Consider the following 21110-nt stretch of genomic DNA (forward strand, 5'->3'; position numbering starts at 1 on the left):
TCCCATTCTCTTTATATTGGCAACAACATCGTTACTGAAAAACCACTTGTCCCATCTACAATAATTTTTCCGTTTACAGACGCCGTTCGCTCCTCCATCCCCATAATACCAAGACCTTTTTTAACAAGAGCTGCCCCTTTTCCGTTATCCTTCACTTGTACTTTCACCATCTTGTTAAGCACATGAATATCGATTGAAATGACTGTCGCATCAGCATATTTCATCGCATTCGTTAGTGCCTCTGTAACATTTTCACCAATAATTTTCCACTGTATAGGAGAAATCATATCTAAGTTCCCTTTATAAACGAAAGGAATATTCACATCATGCTTACTGGCAAATTCCTCTATGAACAATTTCATACGATGAATGCCAATTTGCTCAGTTGGTGGCTTCATATTTTTTAATGTAATCCGAATACTTTCAATTCCCTCTTTTGAAATATGAATTGCATTTTGTAATAACTCGGCAGATTTCTCTTTATCTCTCCCCATTACTCTCTTTGCTGCTTCCATTTGAATTAGCGCACCTGTCATCGAATGGCCAATTTTATCATGAATTTCTTGTGATAACCGATTTCTCTCTTCTAACTTAAATGTGTACTCTGATTGCCTTATGTACTCTTTATTTTCATGTAAGCTTTTCGTCAGTCGCTGCATATCTTTACGCATCTTATCATTTTGTGATTCAAGCTTTAATACGCGCGATATATACCGTTCTGCCATAATTAATACGAGGAAAGAAAATGCAACAATTAATCCATATGTCATTCGAATACTTTCATCTGTAAATATAATAGGAATCATCATAATGATAAAGAGTTGCCATCTCTTCTCTATATAACGAAATATAATTTCATATAAGTTCAATGGTAAAAACAAAATAAAAAACGGATGAACCTTCCATGTAAATAACATAACTAAGCCAATTGACACAGAAGTTAATATGTTTTTGTACGTATCTTTTTTAAATATAGATATTAGCACGTTTACAGAAAGATATAAAAGCAAAGTAAGTATAATCCATGGTAAGTTCGCAACATTTAAATAAATGTAACTAAACACAATATATATAAAGACAATTAATTTACTTACAATTAACCAAAATTCCATATCTTTAATCTACTTTCCCTGTTAAATAATAAATCGCAATTTGTGTACGATGTTCAAGTCCAGTTTTCCCTAAAACTGATGTAATATAATTTGCAATCGTTCCTTCTGATATGAAAAGTTGCTTTGAAATTTCTTTATTCGAGAAACCTTTCGCAATTAATGCGATAATACTAAGTTCTCTTTCTGTAAAAAGACTTGTATCTATTTTACATTCGTCCTCTTTGCTTTCCATTAAATTAGACTTGATTTTATCAAGCACTACATCTTGCATAACAGTTTGACCGTTATATACCCCTTTTATTGCATCACGAATACGCTCTGGATCATTATTTTTTAATAAATAACCTTTCGCCCCGTTCTTCACTGCGTCCAAAATATATTCATCATCATCGAACGTCGTTAAAATTAACGGTTTCGTTTTCGTCTCTTCACAAATGAATTTCGTCGCCTCTACCCCGTTCATATTTGGCATGCGAACATCTAATAGAGCGATATCAACGTCGTTCTTTTTGCAATATTCCACCGCTTCTTTCCCATCGTTTACTGTATCTACTACTTCAAACTCTTCATATGTATTTAAAATAATTTTCATGCCTTCTCTAATAAAAGAATTATCATCTGCGATTAATATTTTAATTTTCATGTTTGTTAGTAAGGACTACTCCCTACTGACATTCACATCCTTTCTTCCCGTAACGTTTCCTACTTGCCCATTATATACTTCTCTTTACCATTTTTTCACACCTTTTTTCATATAGCCTCCTTCCTAAAAATATATTATTCTTTTTTTACAACATGTGTAGGGTAACCTGTCATTTCTTACGTCTATATAATAGAATGCGTCAAAAAGGAGGGAGAGACCCATTGAGGAAAAACAATTAATTGAAAAAGCACAGCAAGGAAGCGAACATGCTTTTCGTATCCTTGTGCAAACATATCGTCATTATATTTTTCAAGTTATCTTTTCTATTTTAAGACATGAAGAAGATGCGAAAGATGTTACACAAGAAGTATTCGTAAAAATTCACGCCTCTCTCCCTAATTATCAATTTCGCGGATTAAAAACGTGGATGGCGCGTATTGCCACCAATCACGCTATTGATTATAAGAGAAAGAAAGCTAGAGAAAATGAAGAACTCTCCTTATGTAAAGAAACTGAAGAAAATATAAAATCCTCTCATAATATCGAGGCTTTATTATTGACGAAAGAGCAAAAATTACTCATTGCTCAAAAACTGAGAGAACTTCCCGAAAATTACCGTGACGTCGTTCTCGCACATTACTTAGAAGAAAAAAGCTATCAAGAAATTGCTTTGCAGGAAAATATCGAAGTGAAAACAGTCGAAATGAAACTGTATCGGGCAAGAAAATGGATTAAAAAACATTGGAAGGAGGAAGAGTTTCTATGATGCATTATTCAAAAGAAGATTGGCGCAATTATACATTAGATTTTATAGAAAGCAATGAACGTGAATCTATGGAAGAACATCTTTATGAATGTGATCATTGTTTAGCACTTTATATGGAAAGTATTGATGAACAACATGAAAACCTTCCAATGATAAATGATGATTCATTTACGAACGAAGTTATGACGCAAATTAATTTTGAAATACTACAGTCTAATGAAAATATAAAAACAAACTCGCTAAAGCGCACGATCATTCACTACATAATTGCAACTGCGGCTACAATTATTTTTATGGTAAGTGGTTTATTCCAGTATATTTTCACAGCGACATCAAATTTCGAGAAATCTTCAAAACATAACGAGTCTTCTATCTCACAACAAATTGTAAACAAATCAGTAGACACATCGAAAAAGAACGGAGGTTCAAAGTATGAATAAAAATCCCTTTTTAGCACTTGTATTAGGGCTAATTCCCGGGCTTGGACATTTATATTTAAAAAAGTTTGGACGGTTTATTTTATATAGCGGAGGGGCTGTATTTCTATTTATCTTTGCAGCATTTTGTACAATAGCATTAGGATCCCGTGATATTGCTTTTCTTTCTCTATTTTTACTAGTCGTGTTATGGGCGATTAATTTATTAGATTTAGTTATCACTATTATTAATCAATCGAAAAAACAAGCTGCCGGAGAATTTACAGAGTCATCTAAAGAGAGCGAACGATTTTATATCATTCTTCTATCCATCATTCCTGGACTTGGACATTTTCAATTAGGCCTTATGCAACGTGGACTTACATTTTTAGTAGCTTGCACAGGAATAGGAAGTATGATTATTTTCGTTGCGCTCTTAACATCACAAGAAGGTTTCCTTATCTTTCTTATTACATTACCTGTTTTATGGATTTACAATTTCTTCGATGTTGTGCAGCAACTACAGAAAAAAGAACGTGGCGAGCAACTAGATGATCGTACTATTTTCGAAGAGTTTGAAGAGCACCGTGAACACGGAAAGAAAAGTAAAACATTCGCTTCTATTTTAGCGATGTTTCCTGGAGCAGGGCATATGTATTTAGGCTTACAACGCCGTGGTCTTCAGCTTATGGCAGCCTTTTTACTTTCAATATATTTACTCGACTTATTAAGACTTTCAGCGTTTTTATTTTTAGTACCAATCATTTGGTTCTATAGCTTTTTTGACGCTTTACAGCAAACTGCAAAGTATGGAAAAGAACGTGTAAATGACGAACCTATCATTGATTATTTTATCAATCATCAAAGATGGATCGGTATTGGGTTAATTACACTCGGTGGTTATTATTTACTAGATCAAACAGTCCTTCCTATTTTGAATGATTACTTCGCAACTATATTTAACATTCATCTTAGCGAGCTGTATTATCGCTATTTTCAAACATCTATCGTTGCACTCCTCTTAATTGGCGGCGGCTTTAAATTGTTACTTGGAAATAAAGAAAACAAAGGTGGTACAAAAGAATGAGAACATGGCGCGTTGGAACATTTTCAATGGGGCTTTCTATTATTGCATTAGGTTGCTTCTTACTATTTTCAGTTATAAAAGGTACTGAGGTATTAGATTCCTTAACAGCATGGTGGCCTGTTTTACTTATTATACTTGGCGTGGAAATTTTACTATATCTTCTATTTTCTAAGAAGGAACAATCATTTATTAAATATGATATTTTTAGTATTTTCTTTATCGGCGTTTTAGGAAGTGTTGGAATTGCTTTTTACTGTTTATTATCAACTGGATTACTAGAAGAAGTTCGTCATTCTATTAATACAACTAGACAAACGAGTAATATTCCAGGTGGACAACTTGATATACCTGAATCTATTAAAAAAATTGTAGTGGATGCAGGGCATCACCCTCTAACAATAGAGGGAAATAATACAAATCAAATTCACCTTCTTGGAACATATGAAATGACTATGAAAGCTAATGAAAAACTCAATTTAAAACAGGAAGATTTTCTTTCCGTTCAAACAGCTGGGGAAACGATGTATATCACTTTGAAATCATTACCAGTTCAACATACATTATGGAATTCAGCACCACAGGTAAAACCAACACTCGCTCTTCCACAAAATAAAAATGTGGAAATCCGTGCTTCAAATAACGAACTATCTCTTTATCCTGGTCAATTACAAAATAATTGGTTTGTACAAGAAAGCTCAAGAGTGTCTGTCCATCTTGCAAAAGAGAGTGATGTATCTTTAATCGCCGTAACAAACAAAAAAGAAGCGCCCGGAAACACACCTTGGGAACAAGTTGAAGATTTAACGAAAAAAGAAGATAATACTTCAGAAGAAAATCCAGAATTAATCGACCGAGAATATTGGTATAAAAATTCGATTAAAACAGGAAATGGGACGTACAAGCTAAACATTGAGAAAGCTTACAATTTAAATGTAAGTGTTATCGAAAAATAAAAAACCTTCCACAATTGTGGAAGGTTTTTCTCATATAATCGCTTTAATTCCTTCTAACACTAATCCAATCATAAATCCGCAAACAGCCCCATTAACTCGGATCCACTGCAAATCTTTACCGACATTATTTTCAATCATTTCGATTAACGTTTTATCATCTAACTTATCAAGGTTTTCTTGCACAAGCTTTCCGATCTTCGAATGGTTATTCTCAACAAGTTTCACAACTTGTTTTTGTAACCACTCTTCTATTTTTTGAACAGTCATTTCATCTTCTTTTATTTTATTCATTTGTGTTTGTAAAAATGGAATAACATATTTATCAGTAAATTCTTCATTGTTTGCAAAGGTAACTGCTTTTTGCTGCACTTGTTCCAGCATCTCTTTAATTTTGTCAGTAGCATTCCAATTTGAAATCCACTTTTCTTTCCAATTTTCTAATTCTTGTAGTAACGCTTCATTTTCTTTTACATTTATAATTTCTTGGCGAATTTTCGCTAATATAAGTTGTCTCGTGCTATTATCTGCATCTTGTAAGCTGTTAATATTGCTAATAATAAATTTCTGCAAAATGCCGCCAATTTTATCTTCATCTACAATATTCATAAACGATTTCAACGTAAACTGCAAGAATCCATCTACTTTTATATTTTCCATCGCCTTCATACCTAAGCTTCCGAGCTGATAACGCGCTTCAGCTTGTGCTGTCCAATCTTTCACTTTTACTAATATGTAATCAAGTGTCTTTTCATCATATTCTTGCACAACTAATTGATCAACAAGCACTTGTAAAATGTTACTTGTATTAATTGTATGTAAATACGTCTTTAATTCTTTTTCAATAATAACCGCTAATTTCTCCGTATCTATTGTAACAATCGCCTTCTCAGCAATTGTTACAATTCCTTTCTTCACAGCATCAGACTGCATTTCTCTCTCTGCAATTTGCAGCACCATTTGTGCTAGCTGCATTTCTTTTACTTTATTCGTAATACTTTCTTTCGTTAGCCACTCATTTTCTAACGTGTGAATGAGCCCTTTCGTTACTCGTTTACGATTTTTAGGTAATAACGCTGTATGGGGAATTGGAATTCCCATCGGATGACGGAATAAAGCTGTAACTGCGAACCAATCCGCAAGTCCGCCAACCAATCCAGCTTCAAATCCCCCTTGTATAATCTCACCAGCTACCGTTCCTTGAAAAGGGATAGAAGCAGCAAAACCTACTCCCATAATCCCAAGCGAAATACCCGCTATATATTTAGTCTGTAATGACATCGTATACACATCCTCTTATTATGTAAAATAAAGCTTTTTGTTGTATTTATACAATATTAATTATCCTTTATATATACTATAAAGAACTATTGTGAAAATAACAAAGATTTTTATGTACATGAAAAAATGAGGCTACAACTAGCCTCATTTCCCTTATATTGTTAATTCTAAACCTCTCTTATAATACTCATTCATTACATCTTTTGGAACCATACTTCCACCCGTTCCCCACACAATATGAGTACCTTTCTTTATCTTCCCCATTAACTGTTGTTTTTGTAAATACTCATCTTCTTTACATACTTTCACTGGTCCTATCATACCCGCTAGTGCAGAAGGCTCTAAATAAATATTTTCCGTATCAGCCAGTTCTTTTAATAATCTATACAACTCTTCATCACTTACTGTGTAATTCCCACTTAAAAATGGTTCCATCGTTTTACCGACAAATCCAGACGGTCTCCCTACCGCAAGTCCGTCCGCGTCTGTTACATTATCAATCCCGATATCTTGAACAGCAATTTTATCATGAAGTCCTGTCATTAAACCGAGTAACATACATGGCGAGTGCGTTGGCTCCGCAAAGAAACAGTGTACGTTGTCTTTATACAATAACTTTAAACCAAATGCGACTCCGCCAGGTCCGCCCCCTACTCCGCACGGCAGATAAACGAATAAAGGATGTTCTTCATCTACTACAATCTCTAACTCTTCTAATTGTTTTTGTAAACGCGATGCTGCTACTGCGTATCCTAAAAATAAATCATGTGAGTTTTCATCATCTACAAAATAACAGCTAGGATCAGCATCTGCTTGCCTTCTTCCTTCTTCTACAGCTTTACTATAATCAGCTTCATATTCAATAACATTTACACCTTTGCTTTTTAATAAATCTTTTTTCCATTGTTTCGCATCTGCTGACATATGAACAGTTACATTAAAACCTAGTTTTGCGCTCATAATCCCAATGCTTAGCCCTAAATTACCTGTAGAACCTACCGCAATTGAGTATTTTGCAAAAAACTCTCTACATGTATCACTATCTAAAATTGAGTAGTCTTCATCCTCTGTTAACATACCATGCTGCAAAGCTAATTGTTCAGCATGCTTCAACACTTCATAAATGCCGCCTCTAGCTTTAATTGATCCTGATATCGGAAGATGACTATCACATTTTAATAATAATTCTCCTAAAATAGGTTGCCCGTAATTTTTCTCTAAAGCTTGTTTCATAGAAGGAATTTTCACTAAAGGGGATTCAATTATGCCGTTCGTCTCTTTCGTTTCAGGAAAAACTTTCGCAATATATGGTGCAAAACGCTTTAATCTTTCTTCCGCGTCTTTTACATTTCCTTCATTTAACGGTGAACCTTTTATTGCTGTTTCATACTTTTCTATATTCGGGTTTATCCAAAATACTTCTTCTGTTGCAATTAGTTTGTTTAATAGTGGATATTGCTCTTTTATTTTCTCGATTCCTTTCATTCCTCTTCCTCCTCATAACCTTGTAGCTTGCTAAATAATAAATTATAATTAATTTAATTTTAATATAGTTTAACATAAATTATTCATTTTAGTTAATTTTAATTTAATTTATTTAAATATAATTTGATAATCGTTAGGAGATTTTCATTATGGAAAATATAGATATTGGTAAAAAAATTGAAAAACAAAGAAAAGAAAAAGGTTTAACGAGTAAAGACCTAGCAAAGATGGCCGATATTACACCATCTATGTTAAGTCAAATTGAGCGTGGTTCTGCTAACCCTTCCATTCAAACATTAAAGATGCTCGCTAAAGCCCTTGATGTTCCAACATTTAGTTTTTTACTTGAAGATACAAATACAGACGATTTAATTGTTCGTTCTCATAAACGTAAAAAAATGATTATCGATAATTTATCATATGAATTGTTATCACCTGATTTCACAGGGAATTTAGCCACAGCAATTATGACTGTTCCACCGAATACAGCTTCATCAGAAAATGTGCTAGAACATAAAGGTGAAGAATTAGCATTTGTATTAGAAGGGAAAATCACATTATATTTAAACGAAGAAGAATACATATTAGAAACTGGTGATAGCGTAAAAATACCTGCTTATTTAAAACATAAATGGGTGAATCATTTCGAGAAAAATGCGATTGTTTTATTTTCTGTTACTCCGCCGATTTTTTAATATACATATAAAAACAGGTTAATCCTCATAAAAAAATTACGCCTTCCATTGTTAGACTGTATCTAACAATTGGAGTCAATTCATAATTAACTGCCCCCATAAAATTAGACAAAACAATACTGTATTCAGAATAGTATAGACTCAAAAAACTCTTCTTTCCTATAGAAGAGTTTTTTACTGCAATTTTATTCATACATCAAGAGTATCATCAATTATTATATATAAATTAAATCTCTTTAAAACAAAAAAGATGTCCTAGTACTATATCTAGGACATCCCTTTATTTTGTTCTTCTTATACACAATTCATCTAAATTTCCGGATACTATACAACTCTAATATTAAAAAATAATCCAATATATTTTCTACCTAAAACATAGTATTATTATTGGCTGTCTCATTTGGAATCTCTTGAATTACATCCCAGTGTTCGACGATCTTACCATCCTTTATACGAAAAATATCCACTATAGCAACTCCCTTATCTTGAGAATTCGTACGAGAATGTACATGAAGAGCAACTGTATCTCCTTCAGCTACTACACGTTTAATTTCTGCAGAGGAATTAGGTTTTTTAACAAAATCCTCCTTAAAGAAATCCATGAAAGCTTTTCGTCCATCAGCCACAAAAGGATTATGTTGCTTATAATCTTCACTTACATATTTAGGGATAATATCGATATTATGTTTGTTAAAAACTTCATTATAGAAATCAACTACCATCTTTTTATTCTTTTCTTTTTCTGTCACATCATCTTTCGATACTGGTGCAACATTCTCATTCTTTATTGAATTGCCTTTTTTATTGCCAGTGGAAGCTTGGAATATCAAAGTTGACACAATTCCTAAAATAAATACAGAAACAATTATTATTATTAAATTTTTCTCTAATTTCATATATACATACCTCTTCTAATTATATAATTCATTTTCGATAACACGCTTGATGAAGGAAAAAACTTCCCACAATGTGAAGTGAGAAGTAATGTTGGCAAGACCAGTTTTTACTAACACTGCCCCCTATACACGGTATGCTAGAAACTATTAACTTTAACTTAATACCTCATTAACAGTTGCACTGTCCACAATTTGAATAAATTTCTTAACCTTATCGTTCTCATCAAATTCATAAAGATGACAGAAATCAGCTACAAATGATTTTCCTGTTGCTTTAAATGTTCCACTATATTTCCCATAAACGATAACAGTATTATTATTAAATGCATACATTTCATCTTTAGCGCTATAGTTATCCCATTCCGTGCCAAGACGTTCATGTACGTTTTTCACTACTTCATCTGGGCCTATATAAGTACCTGCATATGGAAATCCAGCAGACTCTGTCCAAGATACATTCTCACTTAAATACGCTTTGAAATCATCCAATTTTCCCTCGCCAGTTAACACATACGTTTCATGTAATAATTTTTGATATTTATTCATAGCATTAACCCCATGGCATTTCTTTTGTTACAACTTTTGCACTTAATTCTAATACACCTTTATTAGCATAGCCTGGATATGCTGTATCAAGTTTTGCTACAAAATCTTTTGAAGTTTTACTTTCCTCAGAAGCTTGAATTGCAGTTCTTAGATAATCCATAGTTGCAGTAATCGCTTGATTATCTAATGATTTTTCAATTGATCCATGGCTTGGTACTATTATGTCAGCATTTAAAGCTTGTAATACTTTCAAGTTCGCAATCCATGCCTCCATTGCTGCTTTTGAGCTAGTATCCGCTAAGAATAGATGGATTTCGTTAAATACATCTATTCCCCCAATTAATAATTTCAGTTCTCTGTTAAATAAGCTAGTTCTGTAATCGTCTAAGCCTACTAGTTCAAATGTTAATCCCTGAAAATCAATCGTTTTTTCCTTAAACACTTGAGGCAATACCACATTACTTGGTGCATTTTCTCCAAGTGCATCTTTCCAAACTTTCAATTTCCCTAATACAGAATGAACGATATGTTCAACCGTAGACTCTGTAGCATACGCTATAGCTTCTGGGTATGCAGCTTTCATACTTTCTAATCCAAAGTAGTAGTCAGGATCCCCATGAATAATAAAGATTTTATCTAAAGATAAATCGTTTTTTTTCAAATACTCTACAATTTCTTTCGAATCAGACTGCGTAAATTTTGAGTTTATTAAAAATGCATGTCCTGCTTTCTCAACTAAGGTTGCAGTGACCATGAAACTTTTTTCGTCTGAACTAAACACCGTCAATTTTACATCTTTTTGATTTGTATCGATTGTTTTAAACATAGAATGTTATTCTCCTTTTGTTAAAAGTTATCAAATAGGTCACACATTTTTATCCTGTTCTGACAGAAGCGTTCTCTTCAATTTGCTTGAAGGTGTGATAACATCAGCAAATTGACGGGACATGAATATCATTTTGTATAAGCTAACATGTTTGCTACTTACTTTACCCTATAACTTGAACTCTCTTTAAAAATAAATTGAAACTCTAACTGTAATAAAAAAGATTTAAGTCCATCCACTTCTAGTCTTTTTCAAAACGTTACATGTTATAAACTGTAACTTGAAATTTTTTAATATAAATTTTTAAAACGCGCTTCAATTTTATCTGGCGTCATTACCCCACCACCAATAGGAATAATTTGATTATCCTTTTGTAAAAGTAATGAAGGATAACTATTAACACCAAGCTGTCGAACTTTATTGAAATCGTTTTGGACATCTATTATTGTTTCTTGAGCGTTTAAACGTTCTAGTACTTGTTCAGGATTCAAACCATGCTCAATTGCAATCTTACGATATGTTTCAGGATCACTTAGACTTTTTCCCTCATAATAAAACGCTTTTTGCATAGCCGAAGTGAATTCTAACAAACGGTCTGGCGCTAATGAGCGTAATGCTGAAAAGCCAATTGCAGCATCTTTTGAATTCATTTTAAAAGTACCTTCTTCCACCAATTTTTGATAGGAAGGACCAAATTCTGCACCTGTAAGTTGATTAATTCTTTTATTCCCCTCTTCTATATATGAGAAATTTTTTATTGGTAAATCATCTAAAAATAACCCTCCACATAAAACTGTTAACGGCATTTCAGTGTGTTCTTTGTAAAATCCTTTAATACTTTCTGAAAATCCATAACACCACCCACAATATGCGTCCCATACGTATATAAGATTATCTTGTTTCTTCTCCATTTAAATCTCCTACCTTTATTTTTATTAACCAGTCCAGCTAACACTTAAAATTCTCAGCTAACTTTCTGGCTTATATAAGTACATCTTTTTTATATCTTGTTCTTTTTTGAGTTACCTTACTATATTTTTCAAAACTAACCCTTCCCCAAAAAATCAGATAAGATCTTTAACAAAAGATAATGCTGCACATTATTGCTCCAAAATAGAAGATAATAAAGTTCGGAATATGCCTGGATTTAAATACGTTAGTAACTTTCTACACCGAGCAATAAAATGCGGACTACCATCCTTAATTAAATATATAAACCTTATTTTCACTTTAAATAGCCACAAGTTGTAACTAAATCAATTACAACTCTATGTAACCATTTTAGTTACAACTTTTATAGAAGTCAATTCTTTTTTAACAAAAACATTAAATTTCTATCCTAATAAAGATTTGAAATTAACATTTCAAAAGTTTTAGCTCATTAGAGGCATATCGTCAAAAAGGCGGAGCCCTTAATGCAACTCCACCTTTTTAATATATAAAGAATCATTTGATTATTTAACAGTATGTTTTTAAAGTCTCTATATTTTAGAAAACTTTACAACAAAACCGTATTTCCCTATTTTTTTGAAGGAACAGGATCCATTTTTAATGTTTTTATTCCTTCTTTTAATGTAAACGCATCTGCTCTTAATGTTTTCCAACTATCTTTCGCTGCATTCAGGTTAGGTTTTAAGAATTTAAATTTATTTTGACCTGCTTTTTTGGATGCTTTATCAATATGATTAAGTACTCCTGAATATTGAGAATCTAAATCATGCCATTGTGCTGACATATAGGTAAGAGCATTAATAGCTGATCCAATTGCATTTTGCATTTCAGCAATATTATTATACGCAACTCCAACTACACGATTTAATGTTATTTTATAGTCTACCGTTTGACGTAATTGCACTAATAACGGCTCTAACGTACCTAAATTATTTCTTGCTACCCCTATCATTACACCGCCAGCAATCCATGTAGGAATTGAGGGAACTGATACAGTTATGATTCCATCCGATTCTACTTGTTTAAAATGTCTTACTTGCTCTAAAACATCATTTAGGCGCTTTTCATCTTCATCTATTCCAGATGCTTGGTTTTTTAAAATCGATTGCAAGATATCTTTATGCCCCCCAAATGCTCGTACATCATCTCCAATATTATCTCTTAATTTAGCTAGTTCTTGTATTAAATTTTGTGTATACACTTGATTTTGTTTAATCTCACCTTGTAGGTCTGTAATACCTTCTTTTAATGTATCTGCATCTCCTTCATTAATTGCTTCTACTAATGTATCGTAATAATTGTCAAATGTGGTATCATACTCTACAATCCCTGTCAGTGTATCTAAAAGTTGTTTTTTTATGTGCGTATCCCATTTCGTAGCATGCTCTCTTGCATTCTTTTGATCTTGTAGAATTTGACTAGGTAGATTTGTATATCCTTTAATATCAATTCCTTCAAAGTTAACATCTGGATTATTAATTAACAAATAAGAGTAATCATTCATGGATTTTGCAAATACCCCAGCATCTTGCAAAGCTTTTTTCATCTTTTCGCTGTTTACAGAAAGAGATATATCTTCAGTACTCGTTTGTTCTATTTTATTTTCACTTGCAAAAGCTGCTACTGGAGAAACTACAGTAGTTGTTGTCAGGGTTAAAAATGTCGATACAGCAAGTAGTTTATAAGGAAATTTATTATTCACTTTAATTCCTCCTATACATATATATAAATTTTTAGTTTATTTTTTCTTGTTTAAAAGCAATGTCTTTTGAAATGAATTCTGCGTCCTTATGAATATCATTCCAACTTTGTTTAGCAGCCTTTAAATCGTCAGTTATTAACGAAAGTTTATGTTCTTGCATTTGATCGATATTATCATATAAATCTTTATAGTTTGCTCCCATTTTATTCCATTGTTGCTGAATACTTGTTAGAGACATAATTGCTTGATCAACTGTTTGATACAAATATGTCAAAGTATCTTTTGTATTAGTAAGTGAAATAACTGCTTGGTTAGCAAGATCGGCTTTCATACTTAATTCTCCAATTTTATTTGAAATCTTATTATAAGAGTTCATATGATTAGATGCCTCAACACCAGCTGTTGTTCCTAAACTAATACCCGCTGCCCCTAGTACTGTAAGACCACCAACAACAGCTGGTGTCGCTGTGCCACCAGTCACAACAATTACTACCGCTCCTGCAATCGTTCCAATAACTAAAATAGCTGCTCCTAATCCACCACCAATTGACCAGGCTAATACATTATCAAAATGTGTTTTCTGCGTAGAACGTAGATTCTCAATTTCAGCCTGAAGTTGTGGGACTAGTGCTTGTTTTCCTGCCAATATAGCCGTTAATCCTCCCTGACCATCTGGACCTCCAACATTATTTTTAAAATCTATAGTATTTGTATACAACTTTGTTTTGAAAGCTTCTAACATCTTAATGACTTCCGTAACTTCTTTTGAATTTGTATGAATTGTACCGATTAAATCATCTATACCTTCTTTGAGGCCCGCCTTATCTTTCTTTTTTACAGTATCTACTAGTGTGTCGTAATAATTTTGAAATTGTTCATCATAATTCACAATATTACGTGCTGTCTTTTGAATGCTTGGCTTCGCTGTATCTAACCAGTAATTTGCATTGATTCGTGACAGTTCCTGATTCAGGTGAATGTTTTTGATTAATTCTCCCCCTCCTGAACCTAAATCAATATTGGATAAATTTACATTTGGTTGCTTAATCATTGTTTTTGCGTACAAATCCATTACAAGAATATGTGAACCTGTTTCAGCCAACGCTTTCTTTAACCCTTCAGGTCCTAACGCATACTTTTCTATTTTCTGTTCTTGAACTGTCTGTTCTTTAGCTGTCTGTTCTTGTGCAAGTGCATGAATAGTACTACCATTTGTAGCAGTTATAACCGTTGCTAAAGTGGCCAAAGTTATGACCTTAAATGGGAATTTCATTATTTGATTCTCCTCCTTATTTTCAGTTGCTTTTTAATCTTTCGTTAAACCTAACTTCTTAATATTAAAATTTATTAACTTGCTCTTCGAGTTGAGTTGTTACATTTTTTAGTCGTCTTAATATAGCTTTTTGAGACTGAGTATTATTTGTATCAACTTCAGTTGATAATTTTGTAATACTATTATTTATTAGATTCAAATCCTCTTTGTAGCGTTTCATTAAATTAATTTCTCCATCTACTTGGTTAGCAAATGTATGCAAATCATTTTGCATGAAAAGAATCATTGATTTTTGTAAATCTGCCACTGTTAATTTAGTTGTTAAGTTATATAATTTCTGGTTTTGTTTCTCTAAATCATTTAAATGTGCTATTTGCTCTGTTGTTAGTTTATTAATTTCAGCAAAAGTACTATATGTTTTTTTTATTTTTTCAGGGTCAATCACTTTCATAAGATCATACTCTTTCGTTTTTGTAACTGCAGCTGCGGCGATTTCACCTTTTTTACTTTTCTCTATCGCTTCACGTGCTTCTTTTTTGGCCGCCTCAATTTCTATATCTGATTTTCCCTTTTCTTTTGCTTCTTTCTCTGCTTTCTTCTCTGCGTCTACAATAGCATTGTTTATTTCTTTTCCTTTGTTATACGCTACTACTGCTGTTTGAGCAACCGGTTCAATGATATCTTTTGATAAACTATAAATTTCTTGGAATACCTTCAGCCCTTGTTCATTTAAAGCTCCTGGTAATAATGCTATTTGCTGTAAATCATTTTGAATTGATTTTTTTGTATCTAGCATTTCAGTTTTTAACTTATCTATTTTTCCTGTTCCCTCTGAACTAAGGATACTCTGTGCTTTTGTCACATCGGTATCAAGATTTTTCAACTTCTTATCTACCTGTAGTTTTAGATCTGTTAACTCATTAATTTGACGTTGCACACTTTCTTGGTTTGTTATGGTCATATCTTGAAGGACTTCCAGTCTATCTGTAAACCCTTCTTTATCTTCCTTATTATCTACAAACCCTTTTAATGTTGGATAATAACTATTAAATTTAGTTACAAATCCTTTACTTTTTGAATTTAATAGAATTAATTTTGGGTATAGTTCTGATGACCACTCTTTCATATCTTGTTTAATTAGAAATTGATTTGTATTTAAAGATGGAACTTCTTCAAGTTGTACATTCGGACTTGCTAAGGCTCCATCTATAAAGGTTTGTGTTAATTTGGAGTGTGCACCTATTTTTCGTAATGCTGAGGAAATATCTATATTATCTTGTTTCATTTCTGCCTGAACGATTGGCATTGCGAGTGTATTAATAGGAATAGTCGCACCAGAAACAATTGATGTTATTAAAAATCCTGCCATAATTTTATTCTTCATTCCGTACACCTCTTCACTATTATTTTTTACGATATTAATCGTATACATTGTAAAATCTAACGTTAGAATTTCTCCTCTCGTACACTCGATTTTTTAATAGAGCGTAAAGACTTTACTTCCCCATCATTTAAACACTATGTTTTTCATAAGTAAACTAGAAAATCGCATTTGTTATATTTGATTTTTCTGACATTAAACGTTTTATTTTTTTAAAGTTATACTTAAAAAACTTAAGTATAACTATCACTTCACGAGGTGAAGTAATTATACTAAGATAATTAAACGAAAATTTTAATGATATCATTCAATCTTAATATATATCTTTTAAAAAAATGATTTTAATATAATTTTATGGTTTTTTATGTATATATGTACTTTATATGAATATGTAAAATTGCATATTTACAAATGAAGTGATCCCATAAAGTTAGACAAAACAGCATTGCCTTCAGAATAGTATATCTTCTTTCCTATAGAAGAGTTTTTTACTGTGATTTCACTCATACATTAAGCGTTTTATCAATTATTATGTATAGACTAAATCCCATTAAAGCAAAAAAAGATGTCCTAGTACCATATTTAGGACATCTCTTCAATTTACTCTTCTTATACATAATCTATCAGCCTATTCATTATATTTTATCAATTATAACTTGCCTTTTATACCACCGGTTCAGCAGTCTGCCTTACTTTGTCTGCACATGGCTATTTCTTAATGTTTTTGAATCAATAAAATCCCTAAACTAATAACAAATACACTCATTATTTGTTCTATTGATAAACCAAATAGAACCGAATTTTGTTCATTAATAAACGAAATAATGATATGAGCAAATCCCTCAATAATTAGAAAAACACTTATATTTTTTCCATTTCCTATCCTTTCATTTTTTATCCATAACAAGCCCATTATACAAAGAGCAAGGATGATCTCGTATGCGAAAATGGGGTGGTATAAAAATTTAGATTCATATATTTTCATTCCCCATGGTAGTGTCGTTTGTGCACCTACTTCTCGATGGAATAAAAAATAAAAGATACTACTCATGCACAATGCAAAAGGCAATACATCAAGTAAAATACGAAGCGAAAATTGCTCCTTTTTACTTCTCCAAACAATGTATACACTTGCCATTATGCATCCTACTATAATATGCTGCATACTTCCTATAGCTAATAATGCTTGCAATGGCGACCTAATAGCCCATACTGGATTTAAAATTGCTGGTGTAAATTTCCATACAAATACGATGATAAGAAAAGCATTTGTTACAGCATCCATCATTTTTTCATATGGTACACTTTGTTGCTTCATCTTTCGTTTCATTAACATAAATCCAAATAGACTTCCAATTATAAGAGATACGGGTTGTAACCTTACGATCCACTCCATCACTACAAAATCCCCTCTTTAACTCTCAATTAATTTCTTAAATTTCTCTTCTAATTGATCTGGAGGTAATACGCCTCGTACTTGCTCTACTATAATTCCATCTTTATTAACAAAAAATGTCGTTGGTAACGAGAATACTTTATAATCTAATCCAGCAACTCCGTCCATATCTAGTAAAACAGGAAACTTAAATCCATGACGATCTGCAAATGCACTCGCTTCTTGTACTGGATCTCCGATAGTTGCATTTACCGCAAAAATTTCAACGTCCTTTTTATATTTATCATACATATGAACTAAGTCAGGTGCCTCCATTTCACATGGGCCACACCACGATGCCCAAAAATTAATAACATATGGTTTTCCTTTTGCATCATTTAACGAATACAACTCCCCGTCTAATCCTTTTAATGTTATGTCTGGCGCTTTAAAGCCTACTTGTGGTAATACTTCTTTCTCTTGTAACTCTGCTTGCTTCGCTTTTCTTTCCTTTTCTTCTTTCTTTGAATTATAAAAGTTAACACCCGCCCAAACGAGCGCTCCTACTAGTATAATAGCAATTAGTTTCTTCACTTTTTTCCTCCTCATTTTAAAACCCTGTAAATCCACCAAATAGACGGATAAAGAACGCTGTAATTTTTGTCATTTGATTTGTATACAATAAAATACCTGTAATATATGATAAATAAGATGGATATAGCGGTAAAAAAAATGGTGATATAAATGACAATACTCCTGCCCCAGCTACAAGCCAAATTGTTAAATCTGCTGCATTCGTTTTATTCCCCTTGAAGCACTACAATATGTAGTTCTAATTCTAAAAAAAAGAGGCTATATGCACTCTCCGACAATAAGTACAACCGACATACAGAATAAACCTAATGTTACATATACCGAATTCGTATGTAACGGAATATTAAGCTTAACAACTTTTTCATTTAACACTTGCTCGATTCGTAAATTTATTGCTGTTTTTGCAAATGAAGCTGTAACACATCGATTTTCCATTGTCTTTATTTTAATTAATTTTAATAACGCGCTACCTAACTCGAATTTAGATTTCATTTTTCGCATCGCATACTTATCTGCAGCTAACTCCTGATACACATGATAGCGCTGTAATAGCCCTTTTAATATTGGGATGTACACCATTCCTTCTGCTAATAACGTAAAACAAAATAATTTTAACGGATCTCGATTAGTTTGATGATATTCTTCATGAAAAATAATCGCATCCATTTCTTCATCTGAAAATGTTTGAAGCATCCCTTCCGACATGACAACTTTCGGACGAAATAATCCAATTGTAAATGCCGCAACTTCTGCGGTCGGCAATATATATATTTGTTTTCCTTTTCGAACGAAAGGGATAAGTACTTTTTGTAATTTTTTACTATAGAAAAATTGTCGCCACATTCTTTTGCACACGATGAACACAGTAAGTAGTAGAAATCCAGCAATTATACTACGAATGAGCGATAATTCCTTCATATGTTGTTCTAACTGGAACAAGCAAAAATTCGAAAGAAAGAACGCCTTATTTTGAAACAGAAATGGATATGTAACGTAATACACTAACATACTGAAAAAGAGGGTACTCACAATGACTGCTAACAATACGATTTTACGCATTTGCCATTTCATTTCATTAACCCTCTTTTTTTAACTGACTCAATTTTTCTTCTAATTTTTTTATTAAAGTCGGATCAGCTTGCTCTAACTCATCTAGCATATGATTTACAACTAACTCTCCAAATTCCCCCATCAATTCCTGTGTCATTTTCTTAGTTTGATTGGATAAGAATTCTTCTTTCGTTTGTACAGCGCGATATATACCACTTCTTTTCACAGTCTGTTTTTCTAAGTGTAATTTCTCTACTAACCTGTTCATAACTGTCATTACAGTATTAAAATTCACAGGTGATTCTTCACTTAATTTCTGCTGCACTTCTTTGATCGTAATACCCTCGGTAGACCAAACAATCTCCATAATTTTCGCTTCAAGCGGTCCAAAAAAATGATTTAACCCTTGCTCATTTAACTTATAGTTTTGAGTAAACATAGTATGGCTCCTTTCACACTACGAATTGTAGTACAAATTAAATGAAAGGTCAAACACGAATGATATACACTAAAATTCACTACCTATAAATACGTCCGCCATTCCATTCATTTTAAACCTAATTTCTCTCCAAATGTATCAAAGAGATACTGCTCTAATATTTGTACACTAAACTTCTCATTACGCCCAAGTGCAAATAATTCCCGATTTTTCGCTACGATAGTATCTAACGGAATAACGACATTATCCACTATTTTTGTAATTTCAATGATATTACTTTTTACATTTACCTCTGTTTTAAATTCAACATTTTCTAATACGATATGTGAGCGTCTTCCTGATGCAAAAAAAGTAAAGTTAGGATTTTTATAAATACCAATTTCACTCTCTAGCGGATATAAATACTGAAAAATGATATCTCTATGTCCATCTTTTATTATTTTTTCATCCTTCTCATCATCCAAGTATTCTTTCACCTTCGTTGTAAATTCGAATCGAAAATCCACTTTTTTCACGCTCCCTCTTTGTATTTTTATATTAAATAAATATATTGAAATACTTTTACCATATTGTAATACAAGTTCCTATTAAAAGTAAAAACTCATTTGTAAAATCTCTATTATTTCCGATTCCTTTTTAAAGTATAAGCACTCATTCAATATGAATTCATGCTTCGTTATATCCATTTAAACATATTGTTTCCATATTTTGAAACAATAGTATGAAGTATTATATATCGATAAATTGTTTCTAATTCATTTCTCTATGTAGCCAGTCTCTGCTTTACTATTCCAATATATTCAAACTATATTTTCTACTTATTCATTACATCACAGAAGGAATGTAACTCTCTTCTATCGAATTTTTATATAACGAAAATGATTAGGTGGTGCTTTACTATGAAATTAGCTGTCATTGGTGGCGGTGATTTACAAGAATCAAATCACTCGCCTATTAATGAGCGACTTATAGAATTAACAAATAAACAGTATCCAAAAGTATTATTCATTCCTACAGCTAGTAATGATGATGAAAGCTATATAAAATTATTTTTAGACACATTTGAAAAACAATTACACTGTGAAGTACAAATTTTACGTATTATAGCCGATACACCTTCTAAATATGAAATAGACGAAATAATTCAGTCTGCTGATTTAATTTATCTCGGTGGTGGGAACTATATTCACATGCTTACACAATGGAAAGAACATAAACTAGATGAAAAATTATTATTGGCTCTGGAGCAAGGAACACTCATTGCAGGATGTAGCGCTGGTGCTATGTGCTGGTTCACATCTAGTATCCGCTCAGATTATGAAGGTTCTGGTTATATAGAGAGCAATGGCTGGGGGATTGTGAACAAAAGGTTTTGTCCACATTATAATCAATTAAATAGAATGAACGCCTTCCATTCCTTTTTACAACATCATCAAGGTAATATAGAAGGAATTGCACTAGAGGATAATTGCGCTTTATATATTACAGAAGAATCTTTTGAAATTATCGGTGAACCTGAAAAAGCGTGGGAGTTTTATATAAGTGATAACAAACTCATTAGACAACATTTTGATATCACTTTGAAAAGCTATTTGTAAAACTACACTTACAAAAATGTCCCTCAGTATAATTACTTAGGGAC

Annotated in this window: 22 protein-coding genes and 1 pseudogene; 6 read left to right on the forward strand and 17 right to left on the reverse strand. The window is 32.4% G+C overall.

The features are described 5' to 3' along the window. Positions 1-11: 11 nt before the first annotated feature. Positions 12-1112, reverse strand: a complete 1101-nt coding sequence (locus CO726_RS26890) for a sensor histidine kinase (protein ID WP_099686279.1) — start codon at positions 1110-1112, stop codon at positions 12-14. Between the two features lie 4 nt (positions 1113-1116). Next, entirely contained in the window at positions 1117-1755 is a 639-nt protein-coding gene (locus CO726_RS26895) for a response regulator transcription factor (RefSeq protein WP_098760376.1), read from the reverse strand. A gap of 283 nt (positions 1756-2038) precedes the next feature. On the opposite strand from CO726_RS26895, the gene CO726_RS26905 reads away from it, so the two are divergent. The 4 genes from CO726_RS26905 to exsE are packed head-to-tail and all read left to right on the forward strand — an operon-like array spanning position 2039 to position 4977. Next, positions 2039-2521: an RNA polymerase sigma factor gene (locus CO726_RS26905; protein ID WP_001195471.1), complete on the forward strand. Its 483-nt coding sequence runs from the start codon at positions 2039-2041 to the stop codon at positions 2519-2521. Beyond that, positions 2518-2961, forward strand: a complete 444-nt coding sequence (locus CO726_RS26910) for a hypothetical protein (protein ID WP_099686280.1) — start codon at positions 2518-2520, stop codon at positions 2959-2961. The genes CO726_RS26905 and CO726_RS26910 overlap by 4 nt, the downstream gene beginning before the upstream one ends. After that, complete coding sequence (locus CO726_RS26915; RefSeq protein WP_099686281.1) at positions 2954-4024, forward strand: hypothetical protein; 1071 nt, start codon at positions 2954-2956, stop codon at positions 4022-4024. The genes CO726_RS26910 and CO726_RS26915 overlap by 8 nt, the downstream gene beginning before the upstream one ends. Continuing rightward, complete coding sequence (gene exsE, locus CO726_RS26920; RefSeq protein ID WP_099686282.1) at positions 4021-4977, forward strand: exosporium protein ExsE; 957 nt, start codon at positions 4021-4023, stop codon at positions 4975-4977. Before CO726_RS26915 ends, exsE begins: the two co-directional genes overlap by 4 nt. Before the next feature lie 30 nt (positions 4978-5007). On the opposite strand, the gene CO726_RS26925 is transcribed toward exsE, so the two are convergent. Together CO726_RS26925 and CO726_RS26930 are read right to left on the reverse strand one after the other, a co-directional pair. Continuing rightward, entirely contained in the window at positions 5008-6255 is a 1248-nt protein-coding gene (locus tag CO726_RS26925; protein ID WP_099686283.1) for a DUF445 domain-containing protein, read from the reverse strand. Positions 6256-6408: 153 nt separating this feature from the next. Further along, complete coding sequence (locus CO726_RS26930; protein ID WP_099686284.1) at positions 6409-7740, reverse strand: D-serine ammonia-lyase; 1332 nt, start codon at positions 7738-7740, stop codon at positions 6409-6411. 149 nt (positions 7741-7889) lie between these two features. Between CO726_RS26930 and CO726_RS26935 the strand changes: the two genes are divergently transcribed. After that, positions 7890-8435 carry a helix-turn-helix domain-containing protein gene (locus tag CO726_RS26935; protein WP_098760383.1) on the forward strand — a complete coding sequence of 182 codons (546 nt, stop codon included), beginning with the start codon at positions 7890-7892 and terminating at the stop codon, positions 8433-8435. Between the two features lie 368 nt (positions 8436-8803). Here CO726_RS26935 and CO726_RS26940 read toward each other — a convergent pair whose 3' ends face one another. The 13 genes and pseudogenes from CO726_RS26940 to CO726_RS27000 form a co-directional block, all read right to left on the reverse strand. Then, on the reverse strand, positions 8804-9331 hold the full coding sequence (locus CO726_RS26940) for a nuclear transport factor 2 family protein (protein WP_099686285.1): 528 nt from the start codon (positions 9329-9331) through the stop codon (positions 8804-8806). Between the two features lie 153 nt (positions 9332-9484). Continuing rightward, positions 9485-9877 (reverse strand): nuclear transport factor 2 family protein, encoded by a 393-nt coding sequence (locus tag CO726_RS26945; protein WP_098760385.1) that lies wholly within the window; start codon positions 9875-9877, stop codon positions 9485-9487. Between the two features lie 4 nt (positions 9878-9881). Beyond that, a complete protein-coding gene (locus CO726_RS26950) occupies positions 9882-10703 on the reverse strand; it encodes an MBL fold metallo-hydrolase (RefSeq protein ID WP_099686286.1) in 822 nt (273 codons plus the stop codon). A 290-nt stretch (positions 10704-10993) separates the two neighbouring features. After that, positions 10994-11614, reverse strand: a complete 621-nt coding sequence (locus CO726_RS26955; RefSeq protein ID WP_098760387.1) for a DsbA family protein — start codon at positions 11612-11614, stop codon at positions 10994-10996. A gap of 608 nt (positions 11615-12222) precedes the next feature. Continuing rightward, the gene (gene hblA, locus CO726_RS26960) at positions 12223-13356 is read right to left on the reverse strand and encodes a hemolysin BL binding component B (protein WP_099686287.1); all 1134 of its coding nucleotides are present in this window, start codon (positions 13354-13356) and stop codon (positions 12223-12225) included. Positions 13357-13387: 31 nt separating this feature from the next. Further along, positions 13388-14632 carry a hemolysin BL lytic component L1 gene (gene hblD, locus CO726_RS26965; RefSeq protein ID WP_099686288.1) on the reverse strand — a complete coding sequence of 415 codons (1245 nt, stop codon included), beginning with the start codon at positions 14630-14632 and terminating at the stop codon, positions 13388-13390. Positions 14633-14693: 61 nt separating this feature from the next. After that, positions 14694-16013, reverse strand: a complete 1320-nt coding sequence (gene hblC, locus CO726_RS26970) for a hemolysin BL lytic component L2 (protein ID WP_099686299.1) — start codon at positions 16011-16013, stop codon at positions 14694-14696. Positions 16014-16725: 712 nt separating this feature from the next. After that, positions 16726-17406 carry a prolipoprotein diacylglyceryl transferase family protein gene (locus tag CO726_RS26975; RefSeq protein WP_099686289.1) on the reverse strand — a complete coding sequence of 227 codons (681 nt, stop codon included), beginning with the start codon at positions 17404-17406 and terminating at the stop codon, positions 16726-16728. An 18-nt stretch (positions 17407-17424) separates the two neighbouring features. Continuing rightward, entirely contained in the window at positions 17425-17979 is a 555-nt protein-coding gene (locus CO726_RS26980) for a TlpA family protein disulfide reductase (protein WP_099686290.1), read from the reverse strand. Between the two features lie 91 nt (positions 17980-18070). After that, positions 18071-18163: pseudogene (locus tag CO726_RS33335) on the reverse strand (cytochrome c biogenesis protein CcdA); the annotation flags it as partial. A gap of 74 nt (positions 18164-18237) precedes the next feature. Next, the gene (locus CO726_RS26990) at positions 18238-19050 is read right to left on the reverse strand and encodes a M56 family metallopeptidase (RefSeq protein ID WP_099686292.1); all 813 of its coding nucleotides are present in this window, start codon (positions 19048-19050) and stop codon (positions 18238-18240) included. A gap of 4 nt (positions 19051-19054) precedes the next feature. Continuing rightward, the gene (locus CO726_RS26995; protein WP_099686293.1) at positions 19055-19468 is read right to left on the reverse strand and encodes a BlaI/MecI/CopY family transcriptional regulator; all 414 of its coding nucleotides are present in this window, start codon (positions 19466-19468) and stop codon (positions 19055-19057) included. A 107-nt stretch (positions 19469-19575) separates the two neighbouring features. Beyond that, positions 19576-19974 (reverse strand): DUF3942 family protein, encoded by a 399-nt coding sequence (locus CO726_RS27000; RefSeq protein ID WP_136699872.1) that lies wholly within the window; start codon positions 19972-19974, stop codon positions 19576-19578. 393 nt (positions 19975-20367) lie between these two features. On the opposite strand from CO726_RS27000, the gene CO726_RS27005 reads away from it, so the two are divergent. Further along, complete coding sequence (locus CO726_RS27005) at positions 20368-21066, forward strand: peptidase E (RefSeq protein WP_098760396.1); 699 nt, start codon at positions 20368-20370, stop codon at positions 21064-21066. Positions 21067-21110 lie beyond the last annotated feature (44 nt).

This window comes from Bacillus fungorum (genome assembly GCF_002746455.1).
GTDB lineage: Bacteria > Bacillota > Bacilli > Bacillales > Bacillaceae_G > Bacillus_A > Bacillus_A fungorum.